General features: G+C 25.9%; 15 protein-coding genes. 2 read left to right on the forward strand and 13 right to left on the reverse strand.

Annotated elements, in window-relative coordinates; genetic code table 11:
• Nucleotides 1-140: 140 nt before the first annotated feature.
• Entirely contained in the window at nucleotides 141-1,328 is a 1,188-nt protein-coding gene (locus NSA50_RS11070) for a pentapeptide repeat-containing protein (RefSeq protein ID WP_257445121.1), read from the reverse strand.
• A gap of 78 nt (nucleotides 1,329-1,406) precedes the next feature.
• On the reverse strand, nucleotides 1,407-2,801 hold the full coding sequence (gene pdxR, locus NSA50_RS11075; protein WP_257445123.1) for a MocR-like pyridoxine biosynthesis transcription factor PdxR: 1,395 nt from the start codon (nucleotides 2,799-2,801) through the stop codon (nucleotides 1,407-1,409).
• Between the two features lie 310 nt (nucleotides 2,802-3,111).
• Between pdxR and alr the strand changes: the two genes are divergently transcribed.
• Nucleotides 3,112-4,269: an alanine racemase gene (gene alr / locus NSA50_RS11080; protein WP_195428643.1), complete on the forward strand. Its 1,158-nt coding sequence runs from the start codon at nucleotides 3,112-3,114 to the stop codon at nucleotides 4,267-4,269.
• A 188-nt stretch (nucleotides 4,270-4,457) separates the two neighbouring features.
• Here the strand turns inward: alr and NSA50_RS11085 are convergent, their stop codons facing one another.
• The 11 genes from NSA50_RS11085 to asnB all read right to left on the reverse strand — a co-directional run bounded on the left by NSA50_RS11085 (nucleotide 4,458) and on the right by asnB (nucleotide 18,046).
• Nucleotides 4,458-5,588, reverse strand: a complete 1,131-nt coding sequence (locus NSA50_RS11085; RefSeq protein WP_257445126.1) for a hypothetical protein — start codon at nucleotides 5,586-5,588, stop codon at nucleotides 4,458-4,460.
• The gene (locus tag NSA50_RS11090; protein ID WP_257445128.1) at nucleotides 5,578-6,993 is read right to left on the reverse strand and encodes a glycosyltransferase family 2 protein; all 1,416 of its coding nucleotides are present in this window, start codon (nucleotides 6,991-6,993) and stop codon (nucleotides 5,578-5,580) included. The genes NSA50_RS11085 and NSA50_RS11090 overlap by 11 nt, the downstream gene beginning before the upstream one ends.
• A complete protein-coding gene (locus tag NSA50_RS11095) occupies nucleotides 6,990-8,141 on the reverse strand; it encodes a HEAT repeat domain-containing protein (protein WP_257445130.1) in 1,152 nt (383 codons plus the stop codon). Before NSA50_RS11095 ends, NSA50_RS11090 begins: the two co-directional genes overlap by 4 nt.
• Nucleotides 8,142-8,164: 23 nt before the next feature.
• The gene (locus tag NSA50_RS11100) at nucleotides 8,165-10,315 is read right to left on the reverse strand and encodes a family 2 glycosyl transferase (protein WP_257445132.1); all 2,151 of its coding nucleotides are present in this window, start codon (nucleotides 10,313-10,315) and stop codon (nucleotides 8,165-8,167) included.
• Nucleotides 10,316-10,327: 12 nt separating this feature from the next.
• Nucleotides 10,328-11,767 (reverse strand): CotH kinase family protein, encoded by a 1,440-nt coding sequence (locus NSA50_RS11105; protein WP_257445134.1) that lies wholly within the window; start codon nucleotides 11,765-11,767, stop codon nucleotides 10,328-10,330.
• A gap of 2 nt (nucleotides 11,768-11,769) precedes the next feature.
• Entirely contained in the window at nucleotides 11,770-12,438 is a 669-nt protein-coding gene (locus NSA50_RS11110) for a DUF4956 domain-containing protein (protein ID WP_195428652.1), read from the reverse strand.
• Between the two features lie 14 nt (nucleotides 12,439-12,452).
• Complete coding sequence (locus NSA50_RS11115) at nucleotides 12,453-13,157, reverse strand: polyphosphate polymerase domain-containing protein (RefSeq protein ID WP_257445136.1); 705 nt, start codon at nucleotides 13,155-13,157, stop codon at nucleotides 12,453-12,455.
• 29 nt (nucleotides 13,158-13,186) lie between these two features.
• The gene (locus NSA50_RS11120) at nucleotides 13,187-14,005 is read right to left on the reverse strand and encodes a ComEC/Rec2 family competence protein (RefSeq protein WP_257445138.1); all 819 of its coding nucleotides are present in this window, start codon (nucleotides 14,003-14,005) and stop codon (nucleotides 13,187-13,189) included.
• A 160-nt stretch (nucleotides 14,006-14,165) separates the two neighbouring features.
• Complete coding sequence (locus tag NSA50_RS11125) at nucleotides 14,166-15,017, reverse strand: CorA family divalent cation transporter (RefSeq protein ID WP_257445140.1); 852 nt, start codon at nucleotides 15,015-15,017, stop codon at nucleotides 14,166-14,168.
• A gap of 222 nt (nucleotides 15,018-15,239) precedes the next feature.
• Entirely contained in the window at nucleotides 15,240-16,037 is a 798-nt protein-coding gene (locus NSA50_RS11130) for a DUF4037 domain-containing protein (protein ID WP_257445142.1), read from the reverse strand.
• Nucleotides 16,038-16,207: 170 nt separating this feature from the next.
• On the reverse strand, nucleotides 16,208-18,046 hold the full coding sequence (gene asnB / locus NSA50_RS11135; protein ID WP_257445144.1) for an asparagine synthase (glutamine-hydrolyzing): 1,839 nt from the start codon (nucleotides 18,044-18,046) through the stop codon (nucleotides 16,208-16,210).
• Nucleotides 18,047-18,443: 397 nt separating this feature from the next.
• Between asnB and NSA50_RS11140 the strand changes: the two genes are divergently transcribed.
• Complete coding sequence (locus NSA50_RS11140) at nucleotides 18,444-19,475, forward strand: IS1/IS1595 family N-terminal zinc-binding domain-containing protein (RefSeq protein WP_257445146.1); 1,032 nt, start codon at nucleotides 18,444-18,446, stop codon at nucleotides 19,473-19,475.
• Nucleotides 19,476-19,665: the final 190 nt, after the last annotated feature.

Genomic DNA, 19,665 nt, shown 5'->3' on the forward strand with positions numbered 1-19,665 from the left:
ATAAAAATTTCATATTACAAATAAAAAAAGAGATGTATAAAATATCTCTTTTTCTATTTGTAATATTATTTATTTTTTCTCAGTTATGTAGGTACTATAAATTTCTTTTCAGTACCTACATAGATTTTATATTTTTTAATTTACCTTACTATCTTTTTAACTAATGCTCCTGTTCCTATTCCCATCATTAATACTCCTAATAGCATTTCTATATTACTAAGCATATATGAAATTGGAGCTGGTTGAGCTTCATTAAGGCCCACTGCTGCAAACATACCTACACTTAAATTTAAACTTTCGTTGTAGTCCTTTAAAAATCTTCTAAATGTAAAGCCATTTTCTAAAAACGTATACCTAACAATTTTTTCATCTACTATTATCCCAAACAGTAAATATAAAATTGAAAATACAAATATTACAAAAAGTGAAAAATATGCTGCATACAATGGTCTTTCGCCATATCCGCAAGTTACAAATCCCAAAAAAGACATTATTCTTGGTATAGGCTTTAAAACCTTTCTTTGTGTTTTTCTACATAAAAAATAATACTCCCCGAAATTATTAACTAAGTTGTTTTCCTTAAATTTATCTGCTATATTTTCATATACTGTATATATTCCTTCGTATTCATCTCTATTTTTCTTTCTTAATTTTATTTTATCTATAAATGTTTTTTCATCTAACTTACTTTTATACTTATCCCTAAATTCTAAGTCTTCTATATAAGATTTTACTATTTTAGCACCAGATAAATCAGTATCTATTATTATTACTTTCTTTAAATCACAATCAAATATAATTCCACTTGTCATATCACTTAATTCAAAATTAGTGTTATTCAAAAGGCACTTATTAAATACTATGTGACCTAAATCACAATTTAAGAACTTTGCATATATATTACATTCATTAAATTCACATGACAAATTGTCTTCCTTATTTAAATTCGGTTTTGTATCGCTTTCTTGCTTAATGAAGATACATTCATCAAATACTGCGCCACCACCTATGAAATTACAATTTATAAAATAGCATCCTATAAACTTACATCCTTTAAATTTTATATTTGAAAATCTACAGTTTACAAATTTCGCACAAATTATATCTGTATAACTTATCTCTTGAAATTCATCTTCACTTTGTGGATGACCTCCACCTAAAACAATGTCGTTAAACTCTTTAAAACTATATTTCTCATTTGAGTTATAGTTACTAGATATATTTTTATATTGCTTAATTTGATTGAATAACTTTTCATTGTTATCAATTCTATTCTGTAATTGTATTTTAGCTACACATACTTCTTCTTTAAAATTAATATAAGACATAGTACAAACTCCTTATAAATAGGTATTTTATTTACCTGTATTATTATGCCTATATATTATTTTATTAATTCCTTTTTATTATAGTTTCCAAGCTTCTTTTAATAATATTACAGCTTCCTCTATTTCTTTATGCGTTAAACTAGCATATCCTAGAAAAACTATACTAATCTTATCTTTCATTTTAAAATATGAATTAGATAAGCCTAAAATTTTTATTTCTTTTTCTTCTGCTTTTTGAATTAATTCCTCTTCTGTCATTCCATTGTTAACCTTTAGTAACAAATGTAATCCAGAATTGGTTCCTATTATTTCAGTTCCTTTAAGATATTTTTTTATTAATGAAACTAAAAATTCTCTTTTTTTCTTATATATATTTCTCATTTTATTTAGATGCCTTTCAAAATATCCTTCTTCCATGAATCTAAATAAAGATTGTTGATCTATTCTCGAAACTGTACAAGTAAGAAAACTAAAATTTTCTCTATATATTTTAATTAACTCATTAGGTAAAACCATATATCCTATTCTAATTGAAGGAGCAAAGCATTTTGAAAAAGTACCTAAATATATAACTTTTTCCTTAGTATCTAAACTTTGCAGAGCTGGTATTGGTTTACCTTCAAACCTAAACTCACTATCATAATCATCTTCAATTATATATCTATTACTCTTTTCATTTGCCCAAGATAAAAGCTGCATTCTTCTACTTATTGGCATTATAACTCCCGTAGGAAATTGATGGGATGGTGTTATATGAATTATTTCTACATTACTTTTACTAAGATTCTCTACATCTATTCCTTGGGTATCTATCTTTATAGGCTTAACTTCTATATTATGAGTTTTTAATATTTTTCTTATCTTGTAATAACCTGGGTCTTCCATGCCATAAATCTTATCGTTACCTAAAATATTTATTAATATTTGAACTAAATATTCTGTTCCTGCTCCAATAACTATGTTATCTGCACTTGAATTTACTCCTCTAGAAAATTTTAAATAATTCGAAATAGCTTCTCTTAAATTTCTATCACCTTGAGAATGTCCTATTTGTAATAAATTTTTATTTTCCTCATTTATTATATCTTTATTTATTTTTCTCCATGCTGTATAAGGAAAACTTTCCAAATCTACTCTACTTGAAAAAAATTCATATTTATACTTCTTCCCAACTGTTTTTTTATTATCATATTTATCATTGATTGAACTAATATTTATTACTCCTTGAAATTCTGATACATAATACCCTTTCTTAGGTTTTGATATTATATATCCTTCAGTAATAAGTTGCTCATATGCTGATTCTATCGTATTTTGACTAATCTCTAAATGTTTAGAAAGCTTTCTTTTTGATGGTAACTTGCTATTCGATTCTAACTTTCCGCTTTGAATTTCCTTCTTTATAAAATTATATAATTGTATATATAAAGGAACACTACTGTTAGTATCTAAATTAATATTAATAAAATCCACAATAAACACCTCTTTCGAATTAACCGTAATGATATATATTAATTTTTCGATTTTTATATAACATCTCCAATTTAATACATATCATTAATGTTAATATTTCTTAATTTAGCAATAGTAACTGATAAATATAAGTTAGCGAAGATAAATAGAATATATAAAATAAGCACATCTAGTTATGGTAGCCTTTATATTATCTTCAAAACTGGCATCATTAAATTAATACAAACTGACACTTATCAAAGTTTCAGTTTATGTATATAATAGTATCAGTGGTAGTACTAATAAGTCAATGATAGCGAGGGGTTTAGATATGAATTTATTACATCCAATTTGGGCAGAAATTAATTTAAATAATTTAATATATAACATAGAGCAAATCAAGAATAAATCTGGTAATAGTGAAATAATTGGAGTCGTAAAAGCAAATGCATATGGTCATGGTGCAGTAGAAATATCAAAGGTTTTACTTAATCATGGTATTAATAGACTTGCAGTTGCTAATATAGTTGAAGCAATTGAACTTAGAGAAAATGAAATATCAGCTCCTATAATGCTACTTGGTATTAGTGAAGATTATGCGATAGACGCTTTAGTAGAATATGATGTTGAACCTACAATATCAACTTATGAATTTGCTATAAATCTTAATAAAAAAGCAAAAGCCTTAAATAAAACTATTAATATTCATATAGCTATAGACTCTGGAATGGGTAGAATTGGCTTTAGAAAAACTGATAAGGGCTTAGAAGATATACTAAATATCTCTAAATTAAGCAATCTTAAAATTGAAAGTATTTTTTCTCATTTTTCCACTGCTGATTGTAAGGATAAGAGTTACTCTTTAAAACAAATTGAAATTTATAATACTTTCTTGGATAAACTTCAAGAAGCCGGTGTTTATATAAATAAAAAGAATTTATCTAATAGTGCTGCTATAATTGATTTGCCAGAAAGTCATTATGATTGTGTAAGACCTGGTATAATTCAATATGGTTATTATCCCTCAAATGAAGTTGATAAAGAGCATTTTGATATAAAGCCAGTTTTAACATGGAAAACTAAAATCATTCACATAAAAGAAGTTGAAGAAAATGAATATATAGGATATGGTAAAACCTTCAAAACAACTAGAAAAACCATAGTTGCAACACTACCTGTTGGTTATGCAGATGGATATTCTAGGGGACTTTCAAACAAAGGAAAAGTTATTATAAACGGTCAGTTAGCACCTATTATAGGCAATGTTTGTATGGATCAGTTTATGGTTGATATTACTGATATAGAAAATGTTCATCTTGGAAATGAAGTTATATTACTAGGATCTGATGGAAGTGTTAAATTTGATGCTGATGATATGGCTAAATTAATAAATACAATAAGCTATGAAGTTCTTTGCCTTATTGGTAGAAGGGCTCCAAGAATATATATAAAAGATTATAAGACTATAGGGATTAGATATCTAATGTAAAAAGTTCTATTTTGAAAATAAAAATGCAAAATACAAAATACAAAATATTTATATATAAAATATTAAATATAATTTTCATTTTGCATCAAATTTCATATTTAATAGTATAAAGTTATTAAAATTAGTAAATTTAATAAAATATAAATGGGGGGCGCGAAACGCGACCCCCGTTATATTTTATTATTATTTTAATCCACTATCTCATCTAAAATTTTATTAAAAAATGGATAGTAACATTTCCAGAAAAAGTTTTTATTACTAATCGTATTATCTATTGATAGTTTATTCATAAAAGGTGCATAAAACTCTACTTTATAGTTGTTTAAAATTTTATTGTTATCAGAAGCATCACAAGCCATGTAATATGAGTTATAATCTCCTTTTTTCTCTATAAATGCAGGATATGATGTATCTAAGCCATATTTGCTTAATACCTTACTTCCTTCTTCTGTAACATCTATATTAAAGCTTCCTAATACTTTAGCATTATCTTTTACTGTTATCACTTCATACCAATAATAATATTTAACATTATCTTTTAAATTATATTGGCTTTTTGCCTGGTCAGTAAATGAAAGATAAACATAATTTTCATTTAAATGTTTTTTATCTTCTAGAACAATAACTTGCCCATCTTCATGAACATATACTATTCCTGTTCCTTCCTTGCTCCATTCTTCTTGATATTGCTTTTCATAATTTTGAATTATCCAGTTCGGTACTTCTCCATAAGACCTACTTAAATCTTTAAAATATCTTGCTATCCATCCAGACCATTCAACTCCGAAGATATCCATAGTCCTTTCTCTTGCTTCTCCTTGAGTTGGAGAATTAAATATATTAAATTCTCCAACTATTGTCTTTCCATTTAATACATCATATATTGCATCTAATTCTTTATCAGTAATTCCTCCATAAGATAAATCCTTATATTTAAAATTATCAAGTTCATAATCATTGCTGTGAACTCCATAAGTATCAGCTAAATATATTAAATCTAAGTCATTATCTAATTGTTCTGGAATCTCTTTAATAAAATAATCCTCTGTAGAATCTTCCTTTAATTTATATGGGAAAAATCCATAATAATCTTCATTATACTGAAATGCTGCATTTGTGTACTTATTTAATATCTTCTTATTATTAAGTATCCACATAATATTTTTGTGTTCCCTATATTCTTCGGTAGGTACTGTCTTATCTAAGATTATAGCCTTTATATCACTACTGCCCTTAAGTTTCCATAGATAAAAAGGCATTGTTACAATTAATAAAATAACTATTATGATTATTATTTTAATTAATCTTTTATTTTTCATCTATACCCCCACTCATATTGATTCTTGTAATTTTTCCCCATTGATATCTATTCTTTCTATAATTTATAAAAGCACTTATTCTATAAAGAGAACATAATTGTCTAAAGCCAATACACTCTAAAATACTAAATAAATATAGTTTTACTGATATTTTTCTCCTAAACTTATAGTCAAATAAAAAGTTATTTAAAGTTATAGAGACCCAAGAAACAATTACGTTATAAAAAATAAATAAGAATAAATATAAAAGCATAAATTTTATATTTACAACTTCCATTATAAAAGCTAAAAATATAGATAATAAACCTAATATCTCTATAATTGGAGATATTACCTCAAAAACTAAATAATAAATATATGATATAAAGCTTAATGCTCCATATTTAATATTTAAAAATACGTATTTATGCCTCCATATACTTTGAATTAAACCCATATGCCATCTTCTTCTTTGCTTTTTAAGATCCGAATATCTTTCTGGTACTTGTGAAAAACAAATTGCATCTGGAACATATTCTATCTTGTATTTTTTCTTATTTTTAAGACAATAGGTATGAAGCTTAACAACAAGTTCCATATCTTCACCTACAGTTTTAGAGTTATATCCCCCCGTAGAAATAACTATTGATTTATTAAACAATCCAAAAGCACCTGAAATTATCATATTTAAATTAAACTTATTAAATGCAACTCTAGATGCTATGAATACCCTTATATACTCTATCATTTGAAATAAAACGATAAACTTTTTAGGTGTTACTTCTTTTATTACTTTCCCCTCTTTTATTGTTAATCCATTAGCAACTTGAATACTTCCTCCAGCAGCTACAGTTCTATCATCTTCTATAAAAGGCTCAACTATTTTTAAAAGTGAATCTTTTTGTAGCATAGAATCTGCATCTAGTGAAATAAATAAAGGATATTTACTTACATTTATCCCCATATTCAAGGCATCTGCTTTTCCTCCATTCATCTTGTTTACAAGAACAATTCTTATATTGTCCATTGTATTTTCATAAACAGATATAACATCCTTACAATCAATTTGCTTTCTGATAGGTGTAATTATTCTTTTTAAATTAAAAGTATCTATAACATATTTTTCTGTATTATCTGTAGAACCATCATTTACAACTACTATCTCATATTCAGGATAATCTAAGTTTAAAAGGGATTTTATACTATCTATTATAGTTACATCCTCATTATAAGCTGGAACTAATATAGAAATTGGAATATAATTTTCATTCTTATTTAAAGTTAAAGATGATACAAATTTTCTCCTCTTAATAAATTTCTCTATATCCACAGTTGATAATAATGTTGTTATGAAGAAAATTACTGAATAAATAAACATGTAGTAAAAAAATATTTTATTTAATACTATAACTATACTTTCAATCATTTAAAGCCCCCCTCAACTAATGAATTATTCTCTTTTACTGTAAGATTTATATATTCATTATAAGTTATAAGCTTTTTATTAAATAAGCTATACAGCATAATATCTCTAGCATACTTATCATCAAGCTTCATAGCTTTTTCAATTAGTAAAGTATTATTATCAAAATTTATAATGGACATTGCCGAATTGTATCTTACAAACCAATTTGAATCGCATAATGTTTTTAACAGCCCTTCTTTTATTACTTTAGAACTATAATTTACTGCTATTTTTGCTGCTAATGCTCTTATTTCCCATCTTTCATTATTTAATAAATTTATTAACTCTATCTCCATATAAGCATACTTAATTCTTCCAAAATATTTTATTATAGCTAACTTAACTTCTGTACTCTCATCATTACTTTTTAACTTATTAAATAGCTGCTTATTTACCTCTTCAAATTTATTATTCGTAAAGTGATTTATAACTAAAATCTTTATTCTTTCTGAGAAGCTATCTATATTTTTACCTAATTCCTCATTAAAATCTTTTTTATCGCCTTCGAATATATCCATTGAATCAATTAAAATCTTATCATTTATATATATGTTTCTATCTGAAATAATTTTTAGTGAATTTATAAATTTATCTTTATCTCCTATTTTTGCTAAAGCCCTTATAGAATTTATTTTTATATAATTTGATTCACTATTTAATCCCTCGATCAATCTATCAACAATTCTAATATCGTGATATCTATATTCACCATAAACAAAAATACTATGTGCATATTTTAAATAGTCTTCTTTGTCTAGCATCTTAAACTCTTGAACAAATCTTTTTCTAAAGTTATCTAGGAAAGCATTTACTGCCTCCTTGTCTTCCTTTTTACTTCTAAGTTCTATAATCTTATCATTAAATACGTCTAGATAAATTGGATTATTTATTCTATCATTTATTTTTATAATAGCATCATTATCTATCTTATTATTTAATTTAATATTTTCTATTTGTTTATCAATTAATGGATTTATTTCTTTTCGTGCCTTAATAACCATTTTCATATTCTTTCTTTTTATCAATCTAGATAAAAATACAAATATTATAATGCTTAACATTATATATGCAAGAAGCCCCACTATAAAAAACACTATTTTTACATTCATTGAAATCTATCACCCCTTTTTTATTACTCATCTTCAAACATCTTTTGAACACTATAATATGCAGGTTTCAACCTTTCATGATAACTTGGAGTATTCCACTCTTTCCAACTATATGATTGTAGATTACTACTATATACTAGCTCCTCACCCCTCTTTACATTGATGCCCGAATATATTTTACTAATTCTAATTGGTTTTGGATTTAATCCTTCAACACAATAATCTCCTGCTACTTTTTGTTTTGATGGATCATAGAAATTTAATAACTGCCATGGTATTCTAATCTCTATTTCATCGCCCACTATAAAGAAATCTGCTAAAGAATTATATTCATCTGAATTAGGATTTCCATTACCATAAATCAGCTTTCCACTCTCAAAAATTTGTTCATCCTTAATTAATTTTTGCTTAGTCTCTTTTATATAAATATCTACATTTTCCATTAAGTATTGATATATATAATTAAAGTTATCCATATCCTTAGTTCTTTCTTCAGTAAACTTTTGTATTGAAGGTAAACTTTTAGCTCTATATCTTAAATAATCATAATAATCATGTATATATACTCTTGAATTTTCTTTTCCCTTTATTTCTATTATAAAATCAACACCTCTATCAAATTCTAATCCAAATAGACTACTTTTATATGCTCCTGAATTAGGTGTTACATCTATAGGTATATACACGCTATCATTTTCTAAATCCAAATCCTTTATATTAAGTTTAAAGTATATATAACTTTCATCGCTATCCATATAAAGCTTAGCTTCATCATCATTTATTATTGCTTTACTATTTTCCCATTCACTAAAATTTCCATCTGGATATGATTTAACATGTTCTTCTCCTGTATCAAATGATAATAAACCATAAAACTGTTCATTGGTTTGTTCATCTAACCAATAGGCTGTTCTTTCTGTATCTATTAAGTCATTTGTATTCCATGATGTTTTAAACCACTCATCTTGCCAAGAAAAAACTATTGCACCTGCCATGTTTTCCTTAACTATATCCTCATATAATTCTGGAATAATTTCTGCTTGTTCATTTTCACTTAAATTTCCTTGATCAAATCCTCTTGTTGAATCGAAATGGGCTATTCCACGTGAACTTGGAACTCCAAATTCCGTAACAATTACTGGAATCTCATGATGATTATTTATCTTTTTTAGATATGCTCTATATGAATTATTTTTTCCTTCATCATCAATGAATTCAGTATATTCTGGTTCCATATTTAAGAAATTTGGATAATTAGGATATATGTGATATGAAGCAAACATTCCTGTTTCAAATTTTTCTGTTCCCTTTATTTTATCTACATCTATTTGGGCAATATCATTATAATCTTCTGGTTCATAGGGCTGTATTAATGGATCTGTAGGAGGCCAATTAGCAAAAGCAATTATTCTTTGTTCTTCATACTTCTCACTTTCATATTCAACAGCATAATCCCCAACTTGAGCTAAAAATGCTTCAAATGGAGTTCCTTCTTCTAATTTCAAATATTCACCATCATAGGAAGTTATCTCTTCATTAAATAAATCTGTTCCATAGACAAAGTATCCTTCCCACTCAATCCCCAGTATAAATCCTAGTACATACTGTGATATATCATATTTATACTTTCCTGATGCATGTGTGGAGTTTTGAGGAATATATGCATTACCATGGACTACATCAATTAATGAAGTTATATCTCTTTTCATATTTTTTATTATCCTATCATCATATGCATTCATAGTTTCTTCGATTGAATTATCATTGACCCACATTCCATGTATTATATATAACGGATTTTCCCTATCTTTATTAAATTCATATAACGCTTCATAAAATTCTGGTTTTAATATTGTATATACTCTTATTGTATTAGCATTCATTTCTGCTATAAGATTGAACCATCTTAGATAATCTTCTTTAGTAACACCATATTCATTTGGAAAATATCCCGGTTTTGATGCTCCTAAATTAACTCCCTTTACAAAAAAGTTTTCCCATTCTCCATTTTTATTTACTAATATATTTTTCTCTTCAGTTTTAGTAGAAAAGTTTATTGTTCCTGTTTTTTTAGTAAATCTTTGCTTATCTTGAAATATATATAATGCTGATATAATAATTAATATTATCATTGTTATTATTAAAACTCTTTTTAAAAAAACTTTTATACTCATAACTTCACCTTACTACTTTTCACTCTTTACCTCATATATATTTTCATCCATCCACTTACCTCTCTTATTAATAAACTTTTTCATAGCTTCTATTTCCTCTTCATGATTTTCTGTTGCTGGATCATTTGGATTAGGCCATACATTTTCTCCGTATACTTCATGCCATCTAGCAAAATTCCTTTCTATTGCATCTCCTAATGATAATACAGTATTATCTATTAACTTATATAAATAATCCTCACTTAAATAAGTTTTTCTTAGCTCTCTATATTTTTTCACAAAACTTTCAACAAAGTAATCATCTTGAACTAGTTGATCAAACCATGGCATATCTTCAAGTTCAAACCCTTCTGGGACCCATGCATCACTATAAGTTGCATTTCCCATAGAAAAATTATAATCCCAAACTGGCCCAGCCTTAAGCTTTCCACCTATCTCCTTGTAGTAATAAGCACTTCTTGCTCCTTGGTCAACATTTCTAAAAAATTCATTTATAACAGCATAAGTAGCAAAACTTTCTATATCAATATGATTTCTATATCCTAAATCTTTGTCTGTAAAGAATGGTGAATATAGCCTCTTTTCAAATTCATCAACATCCTTTGTAATATAATCTAATTTTTCTTGAGTTAAGTTTTTCGATGATGGATATGCACATATTAATTCATTCTCATATCTTCCATTTTCAGTCTTTAGTCTTTGAGAATATGTGTCTAATAAAATATCATCATCCTTTATAGAATCCCTTAAAATCATATAGCTTGTTTCTTCTAAATAAGAAATTGGCTTTGATAAATTAACTCTATTATCATCAACTTTAATTTTTTCTATCATTATATATAAACCTACATAATCCTCTTCTTTTAAGTCCTGCTCTTCTCCTGAAGTTTTCAAAAACACCTCACAATATTTTGTTCTAGGCGCATAATCCATTATTTCTCTACTTACGCTATAGACAATGTGGTTTCTTATTAATGATTTATCCATGTATGGTCCATTTAAAACCCAATCACTTTCTACTGGCATACCAAGTACTTCCCTTGGATTATTATTCCCATCGCCATCTATCAAAGTAACTGAATATTGCTTTTTAGGCTTACTTGAGGTAGTATTTCCTCTAATTTTTATTAATATATCACTCTCCAATTGAATTTCATCAGAAATGTTATTATACTCTTTCCTACTATTATATATCTTCATATCTGCAACTATAGTTGATTCTTTATTAATCTCTTGTCCTTTAGTATCAATAACTATTAATGGTAATTCACTTTGAAAATCAAAATTATACTTAACTGATTCTTCTTTGCTTGTATCATAATAATCTTTAAGAGATACTTTAAATAGGAAAAGTAAACTAACTATAACTATACAACCTATAGCAATAGTCTTTATGCTATTTAAAATAATCATCTTATAATTTGGTTTTGAGGTTCTTTTTCCACTTCTCATAATTATCCTATCATTTCACCACTTTGTGAAACTAAATTCATAGATTTTATTCCTTCTATGCTACTTAACCTATTAATAAGTCTTATATCTTCATCTTTCTTTAATCTTACTTCACATACTATTTCCATATTTTCATTATTTATAGTTCTAGATCTAACTTTATAATGCTTAACTTGTTTAAATATTACTGAGTATATATTTTCTTCTATCCCAATTTTCCCACGAATCACTAAAAGATATTTTTCTCTTGAAGTAGTATTTATACTAAATATAAACACTACTACTGCTATAAATAATGAACCAATAATTGCAATATCATATATTTCAACTCCACAAGCTAATCCAACTGATATGCTCCAAAAAATATAAACAGTATCTCTTGGATCTTTTACTGCTGTTCTAAATCTTACTATAGATAAAGCTCCCACCATACCAAGCGATAAGGCTATATTACTTCCAATAACCATCATTACTACAGCTGTAACTAAACTCATCATGATAAGTGAAAGATTAAAATTTCTACTATATGAAACTCCTCTATAACAGTACTTATAAGTTACATAAATTAATAATGATAAAATTAAAGTTACTGTCATTCCTAAAGCTATAGGCAACACTCTTTCTAAAATAACATTATCCATAAGATAGTAATAAAACGTTCTAAAACTCATATTTTTCTCCCTTTCTAAATAAAATAACCTTCAAATATTGATCTTGATAAGCAATATTTGCTAACTGATTTTTGAACTGCTTCGCATTCTGATATAATTTCTGTAAGCCATTTATGAATATAAGTTCCATGCTTAACTTCTAATACTATATATGGATATAAAAATATTGGTTCCATAACAATATCATCACTAAACAAATCAAAATTTGCTTCACTTTTTCTAATGTTAAAGTCTAAAGTAACTCTAATATCACTAAAGTCATGATAAAATGCTATTCTTTCATATTCAATCATAACTACTGGTCTATAATTACCAGTTGTCATTATCGTATATATTTCATTTGCTAAGGGCTCATCATAATTTAATAAAACTGAAAAATCCCCATCTATTATTCTTTCAGCTACATTCCTTGCTATTATTAGAGTATCCTTCCGTTGATTTATATTAAATTTTCTTTTCACCTCTAATTTTACGTTTTTATCATTTGTTCCATAGACTCTAAGTCTTATCTTTTTTCTATTTTCTTCGCCATTCATTTTACTAAAGTAATCTTTATTATCTATACTATCAAAATATAAACTCCTTACACTATACCCTACTTCACCATTGTGATTATCCTCACTTAGTGTAGCTTTTAATGCCGACAACAAATATTGCTTATTAAATTCATTTATCAAGTACTTTAATTCTTTTCTTTCTACATTTAAAGCTTTCTCCATTGCTCCTCCCATTATTTTTTAAGATATCCTCATTGTTCTATATTTATTTTAATGCCATTACTAGTAACATGAATTTCTCCATCTCCTGTAATTAGTACATTACTTTTTATATTTTCTAATGCTTGCATAAGCTTTTTACTAGGCGTATGCTCTACATTATCAGTTGTTATTATAGAAAACTCTGGTTTCACCTTAGCTAAAAAATCAACCATAAAATCATTATTTCTTCCATGATGAGGAATTTTTAATAAATCATGATTTTTAATTTTTGAATCTCTTAATAACTCCTCTGTAGCGTTCTCTTCTATATCACCTGTAAATAGAAATTTATTTTTCCCATATCTTACATTTAGTACTATAGAATTCTCATTTTCATTAATATAATTGTCCTTTGGAGCTAGAACTTCTACTTTTAAATCTCCATCAAATATTTTTTCTTCTACTTCAACCTTTGCTATTTCTATATTCTTTTTATTAGCTACCTCCACCATTTCTCTATACTGCTTTTTTTCTTCATTTACATAGGATGTAAAAATCTTTCCAACTTCTACTTTTTCTAATATTTTATCTGCTCCACCAACATGATCCTTATCAAGGTGAGTTATTATCATATAATCTAATTTTTCAACTCCTAAATCTTTTATTCTTTCTACTATATAATCTCCTTTTTCATCTCTAGCTGTATCGATTAGAATAGTAACTTCATTACTTTTAATAAGAATACTATCAGCCTTCCCTACATTAAAAAAATATATATCTATTTCTTTAAGCTCTTCCACTTCCACATCACACGATGTAAAAGTAAAAAAAGGGATAATAAATAAAAATATAAATTTAAAGCCCTTCATCTTACCTCCTCTTCTATCTTTTATTAACTGTATTTTAACATATTATATTCCATATTTTTACTATTTTTATATAATTATTATAAGTTTATGCAAAAAAAAATATTTAGATAACTAATTTATTGTATCTAAATATTTTTATAATGTGTATGAAAATATCTCTTTAGTATTTATTTTTTCTAAAATATAATATTTCTAATAATATAATTACTAATGTAATCCCAATCGATATAAGAAAACCATAGTCATTATTTAACAAAGGCATATTTTTAAAATTCATTCCAAATATCCCTGATACGATTGTTAGGGGCAATGTAGAAACAGTAATAACTGTTAATAGCTGCATAGTTTTATTCATTTTATTTGATAACTCTGAATTATAAATATCTATACAAGAATATATTGAAGCTTCAATATTATCTACTAAACTTAAGGTATTATCTAAAACTAATAAAACTTTATTGTAAAGATCTAATTCACCAAATTCATCATCTAAATAAGTTATCATAGATTTATAGTACGAAGTAAATCTCTTTATTAATGATACTTTTTTCTTCACTTCTAAGATTTCTTTATTATCTGCATTTCCCTTATAAACTGCTTCTTGAAATAAATCATCTACTTTTTCCTCTATATTCAATAATTCCTCTGTATACTCATATGCGAAGTATTGAAATAAAAATAAGCACAACATATACTTATCTATTTTTTCATGTAATGATATTTTTTCCTTTAAAAATTCTATTAGTATATCAGTTTCATAATTTATTATAAATTCATTTTTATTAATAAATGCATCTACTATGATCTTTTCCCCATCAATTACAACAGGTATCTTTAAAATTACCATTTCTTTATTCTTTATTATTATATCTTTATGAATATTAGTAAAACTCCTATTGCTTACTTTTTTTGAATTATTAGAGTTATATAAATATCCAGCTATATTAGGTGATTTCTTATTAATATCTATATTTTCTTTTATATCTCCATTTATATAAATCGCTGTTGCCATATTATCATCCCACCTAAAGTTTTTATTTATATTATAGTTCCAATAAAATTAATATACAATTATTTAGGATGTTTTTCGCTGCAAAACTTAAATTTATAACTATATGAAGCATATTCTAATCAAAAATTTTCCGATGACTTTTCACATTAACTTTTTTACTCTTCACCATTTCCTCTTTCACTATTTTGCTTCGCAAAATATTACGTATGAGAAGATAACTATTTATATAATGTTATCTAAATTACTTATAAGTGAATCTAAGTTTGATAACAAAGTTTTATCTAACTTTCCAGCTGACTTTAACGCATTATTAATATCTACTTCAAAATTCTTTGGAATTTTACTGCATGTATTTTTAACTATATTTACTAATCTCTTTTCTCCTGGATGAGGCACTTCATTAATAGCAAATATTATATCGAAATAACTTGCTAGGAATCCTGATAATCTATGATTAATACTATTTAAATCTCTTCTATTTATTGCTTTACTTATTTGATTATAATAAGAAGATATATTTCTTTTTAATAATGGATAATTCTTTTCTATAATATTTTTTTTAAGTCTCGTAGGATATTTACAATTTGTAATTTTCTTTAATTGAGTTAATCTTCCTTCTCTATCAAAAATAATATTAGAATTTTTTACATTGTGCCAAAAACATGTGCTATATCCTACAGATGCATTTTGTTTTATTAATATATTGTTTATTACATCTTCTATCCAATCTATACTAAAATAAGCTATATCTATTGGCGTATTTGTATCCCTTAGTATAAATTCATCACCTTGTCCCCAATAGTCATTTCCAACCTCTTTATAATCTGCATACTTACTAACTATATTTTCTCTTATCTCTACTGGAATATCTGAGTAAGTAAATACATCAATATCTATATCTGATAAATTATCATTTCTTTTGGATGTAGAAGAACCTGCAAAACTTATAGCCGCTACCTCTTTTATATCCTTGAAATCACTTATTATTTCCTCCAAAATTAATTCTAATTTCTTATCCATTATCTCTCCCCCTTGTATTCTTTATTAAATTGTACTACTAATATATTTATTAATAAATTGGAGAAAGTAACAAAAATAATAAGCATCTCACAAATTTGAATTTACAAGATGCTTATAAAAATTATATAAGTTTCTATTTTAAAATATATTTTATAGAGATAATCATAAAACTATATTAATTTTACATTATAAAATTTCAACCAATTATTTACTTGTATTAAATATGCTATCATTTGTGGGCCAGTCATTAATTGTCCATACCATGGTGTTTTATATGCTGCCCCTTTTGTATCGACTATTTCTTTTACCTTTGTTGTATCTATTATATCTAAAATAGGTGAAGATTTATCATTTAATATTTTAGTCATAGTATTACAAACCATGTCTGTATATATAGGATTATGAGTTTTTGGATATGGACTCTTTTTTCTATATATTATTGAATCTGGTAATATTCCTTCTAATGATTTTCTTAATAATCCTTTTTCTCTTCCATCTAATAATTTTATATTTGATGGAATATTAAATGCATATTCTACTATTCTATAATCTGCAAAAGGTACTCTAACCTCTAGACTATTTGCCATACTCATTCTATCTTTTCTATTTAATAAATTAACCATAAACCATCGTAAATTCAAATAAAATAATTCTCTCATTCTATACTCTAACTTACTTTCTCCGCTTAGATGAGGAACTTCCTTTAAAGTATCATTATAAGCAGTTTGAGCAACTTCTTCTATTTTTAATTTTTTTAAATCTGGACTTAAAATCGCCTTTCTTTCACCTATAAATCTAGACCAAGGAAAAGTATTAGCATTTATCATCTCTTCATTAGTAAACCATGGATAGCCTCCAAATAACTCATCAGCACATTCTCCAGATAATGCTATAACAAATTCCTTTTTAACTTCCTTACAGAATAAATATAAAGAGGAATCTACATCTGCCATTCCTGGTAAATCTCTTCCAAGTACTGCATCATCTAATGCATTTGCTAAATCTCTATGATTTAATACAACAGTCCTATGATTACTACCAATATATTCAGCCATTAATTCTGCAAAATGCTGGTCAGATGTTGGTTGAAATAATGATGATTTAAAGAACTTTTCGTTATCTTCATAATCTATTGAATAAGTTGTAAGTGTCTTATTTTTCTTTTTATATTCCTTTGCAGCTATTGCTGATATAGCTGAGGAATCTAATCCTCCTGATAAGAAGGTACAAAGTGGAACATCTCCAACTAATTGCCTATTAATTGCATCGATAAGTAATTCTCTAACATGTTCCACTGCTTCTTCTTCGCTTTCATTAAATTCTTCAGCTTTTAATTCCCAGTACATATCTTTCTTAATTCCATCTTCATTAACAACTATATATTGTGCTGGTTTAACTTCTTCAATATCTTTATATACTGTTGTTCCAGGTATTACTGCTGGCCCAAGTGCAAATAATTCTGTTAAACCATCTTTATCTACTACTGGTTCCACATATGGATGCTTAAATAAAGCTTTTATTTCTGATCCAAATATAAATGTACCATTTTTCATTGTATAAAATAGCGGCTTAACTCCCATAGTATCCCTTGCAAGTAAAACTCTCTTTTCTCTTTCATCATAAATTGCAAATGCAAATATACCATTAAATTTTTTAATACAATCTATTCCCCATCTAATGTAAGAAATAAGTAATATTTCAGTATCTGAATACCCTTCAAAAGTATATCCGTCATTTATTAATTCTTTTCTTAAATCTTCTGTATTATATAATTCACCATTATATACCACTACATATTCTTTTCCATTAACAACCTTTTTCATTGGTTGCCTTCCACCTTCTGGATCAACTACAATAAGTCTTCTATGTCCAAACATTACATTATTGGATATATAAGTACCTTCGGCATTGGGTCCTCTATTAATTAGTGTATCTGTCATCTCTTTTAAGGTCTTTATATTATTTTTGATGTTTTCCTTAAAATTCACAAATCCTGTTATTCCACACATAATCATCCTTCTTTCTATATTTGTCTATTATATATAGTTATATGATTATGTTTTGACAATAGTTCGTTAAAAATACGGTGAAAAAGTGAAAGAATGATAAAATGATAAGAAATAAAATGATAAAAAATGATACTTTAAATCAAAAACTGTATCACTTAAAGTTGACTCTTTAAACTGAGTGCATAATTAATTTAAAAATAAATATAACTTTTAATCCTAATTACCTATAATTAATATTTTGTTCCATATGAATATGTGTTTTAAAAACGTGTTGTTTTAAATATAATAACCTGTTTGTTGATTAAACTCTACCATATTTGTCTAGAATAAAAATACATATTATATACACTTAAACTATGATTATTCTTTTTATACTTTTAAGTTAAGGGTGAGTGAAATGGAGTATATTATTAAACAAAGGCTAGAGTCTAATAATAATTTAATAAAAGAAAATAATTTTAAAAGAAATTTTAAATTAATAGATGATCATTTAAATCAACTTAATTTAATAGATTTATTTAAAGATAAAGAAATCAAAGTTTGTCCTCATTGTAATAGTACTAATTTCATTAAAAATGGTAAATTTAAAAGTATTCAACGCTATAAATGTAAAAACAAAAATTGTTCTAAAACATTTTCTACAAAAACTAATTCACCTTTTAGCTATTCAAAAAAAGATATTACATTATGGATGAAATACTTAGTTCTTATGAATAGTGGCTTTTCTTTACGAGATTGTTCAAGTATTTTGAGCATAAACCTAGCTACATCATTTTATTGGCGACATAAAATTCTTGTTGCAGCAGCTTCTAATAATAATTTCAAAACCCTAAAAAATTATGTTGAAGTTAACAAAATAATGCTAAACGAAAACTTTAAAGGAAATAGAGATGCTAAATACTTAAGCAAAGAAAAGATTTTTGTAGTCTGTGCTATTGATAATAATAATTCAATTCTATCTAAGGCAATAGGTAGATACTCTATTTCATTGGCATCAATATCTAAAAATTTTTATCCTAATTTAGATAAATCAGCATTTTTATCTGCTTTTAATGATAGATGCTTAATTGCTTTTGCCAAAAATCACAACTCTAAGCTATCTAAAAATGAAATAGAAAAGTATACTAAAAATACAGTTGAAAATTTTAATGCTGAAAATCCTAGTAGCTATTATAATAGATTACCAACAGTATCTAAATTTACTTTTAACATTTATAGATGGCTTATTAGATTTAGAGGGGTTGCAACTAAATACTTAGAAAATTATTTAAGTTGGTATATACTTGATTATAAATTCAACTTTTCTCTTAACTGTGCTAATCAAATTTCATTATTTAAAAAATTAAATTGTGAAAATATATTGTTAAAAGTGAAGGACTTTCAAAATTTCAAATTATTATATCAATATAATTGTATTGGTAATTATTAATTTTGTATTGTATTATTATACAGTTCTATTTTTACTATTAAAATCTAACTCTTTTTATTAACAACATTTTTTTAAAACACATCTGTATATATTTAGAAATGAATATATAGTATTGTTATAAGTTGTTAGTTTATATTAATAATAAAATATAGTATAATTTGTAGCATGTTTTTTGCCTATACTTAAATTA

Source organism: Clostridium mucosae (assembly GCF_024622765.1).
In the GTDB taxonomy this organism is placed as follows: domain Bacteria; phylum Bacillota; class Clostridia; order Clostridiales; family Clostridiaceae; genus Clostridium.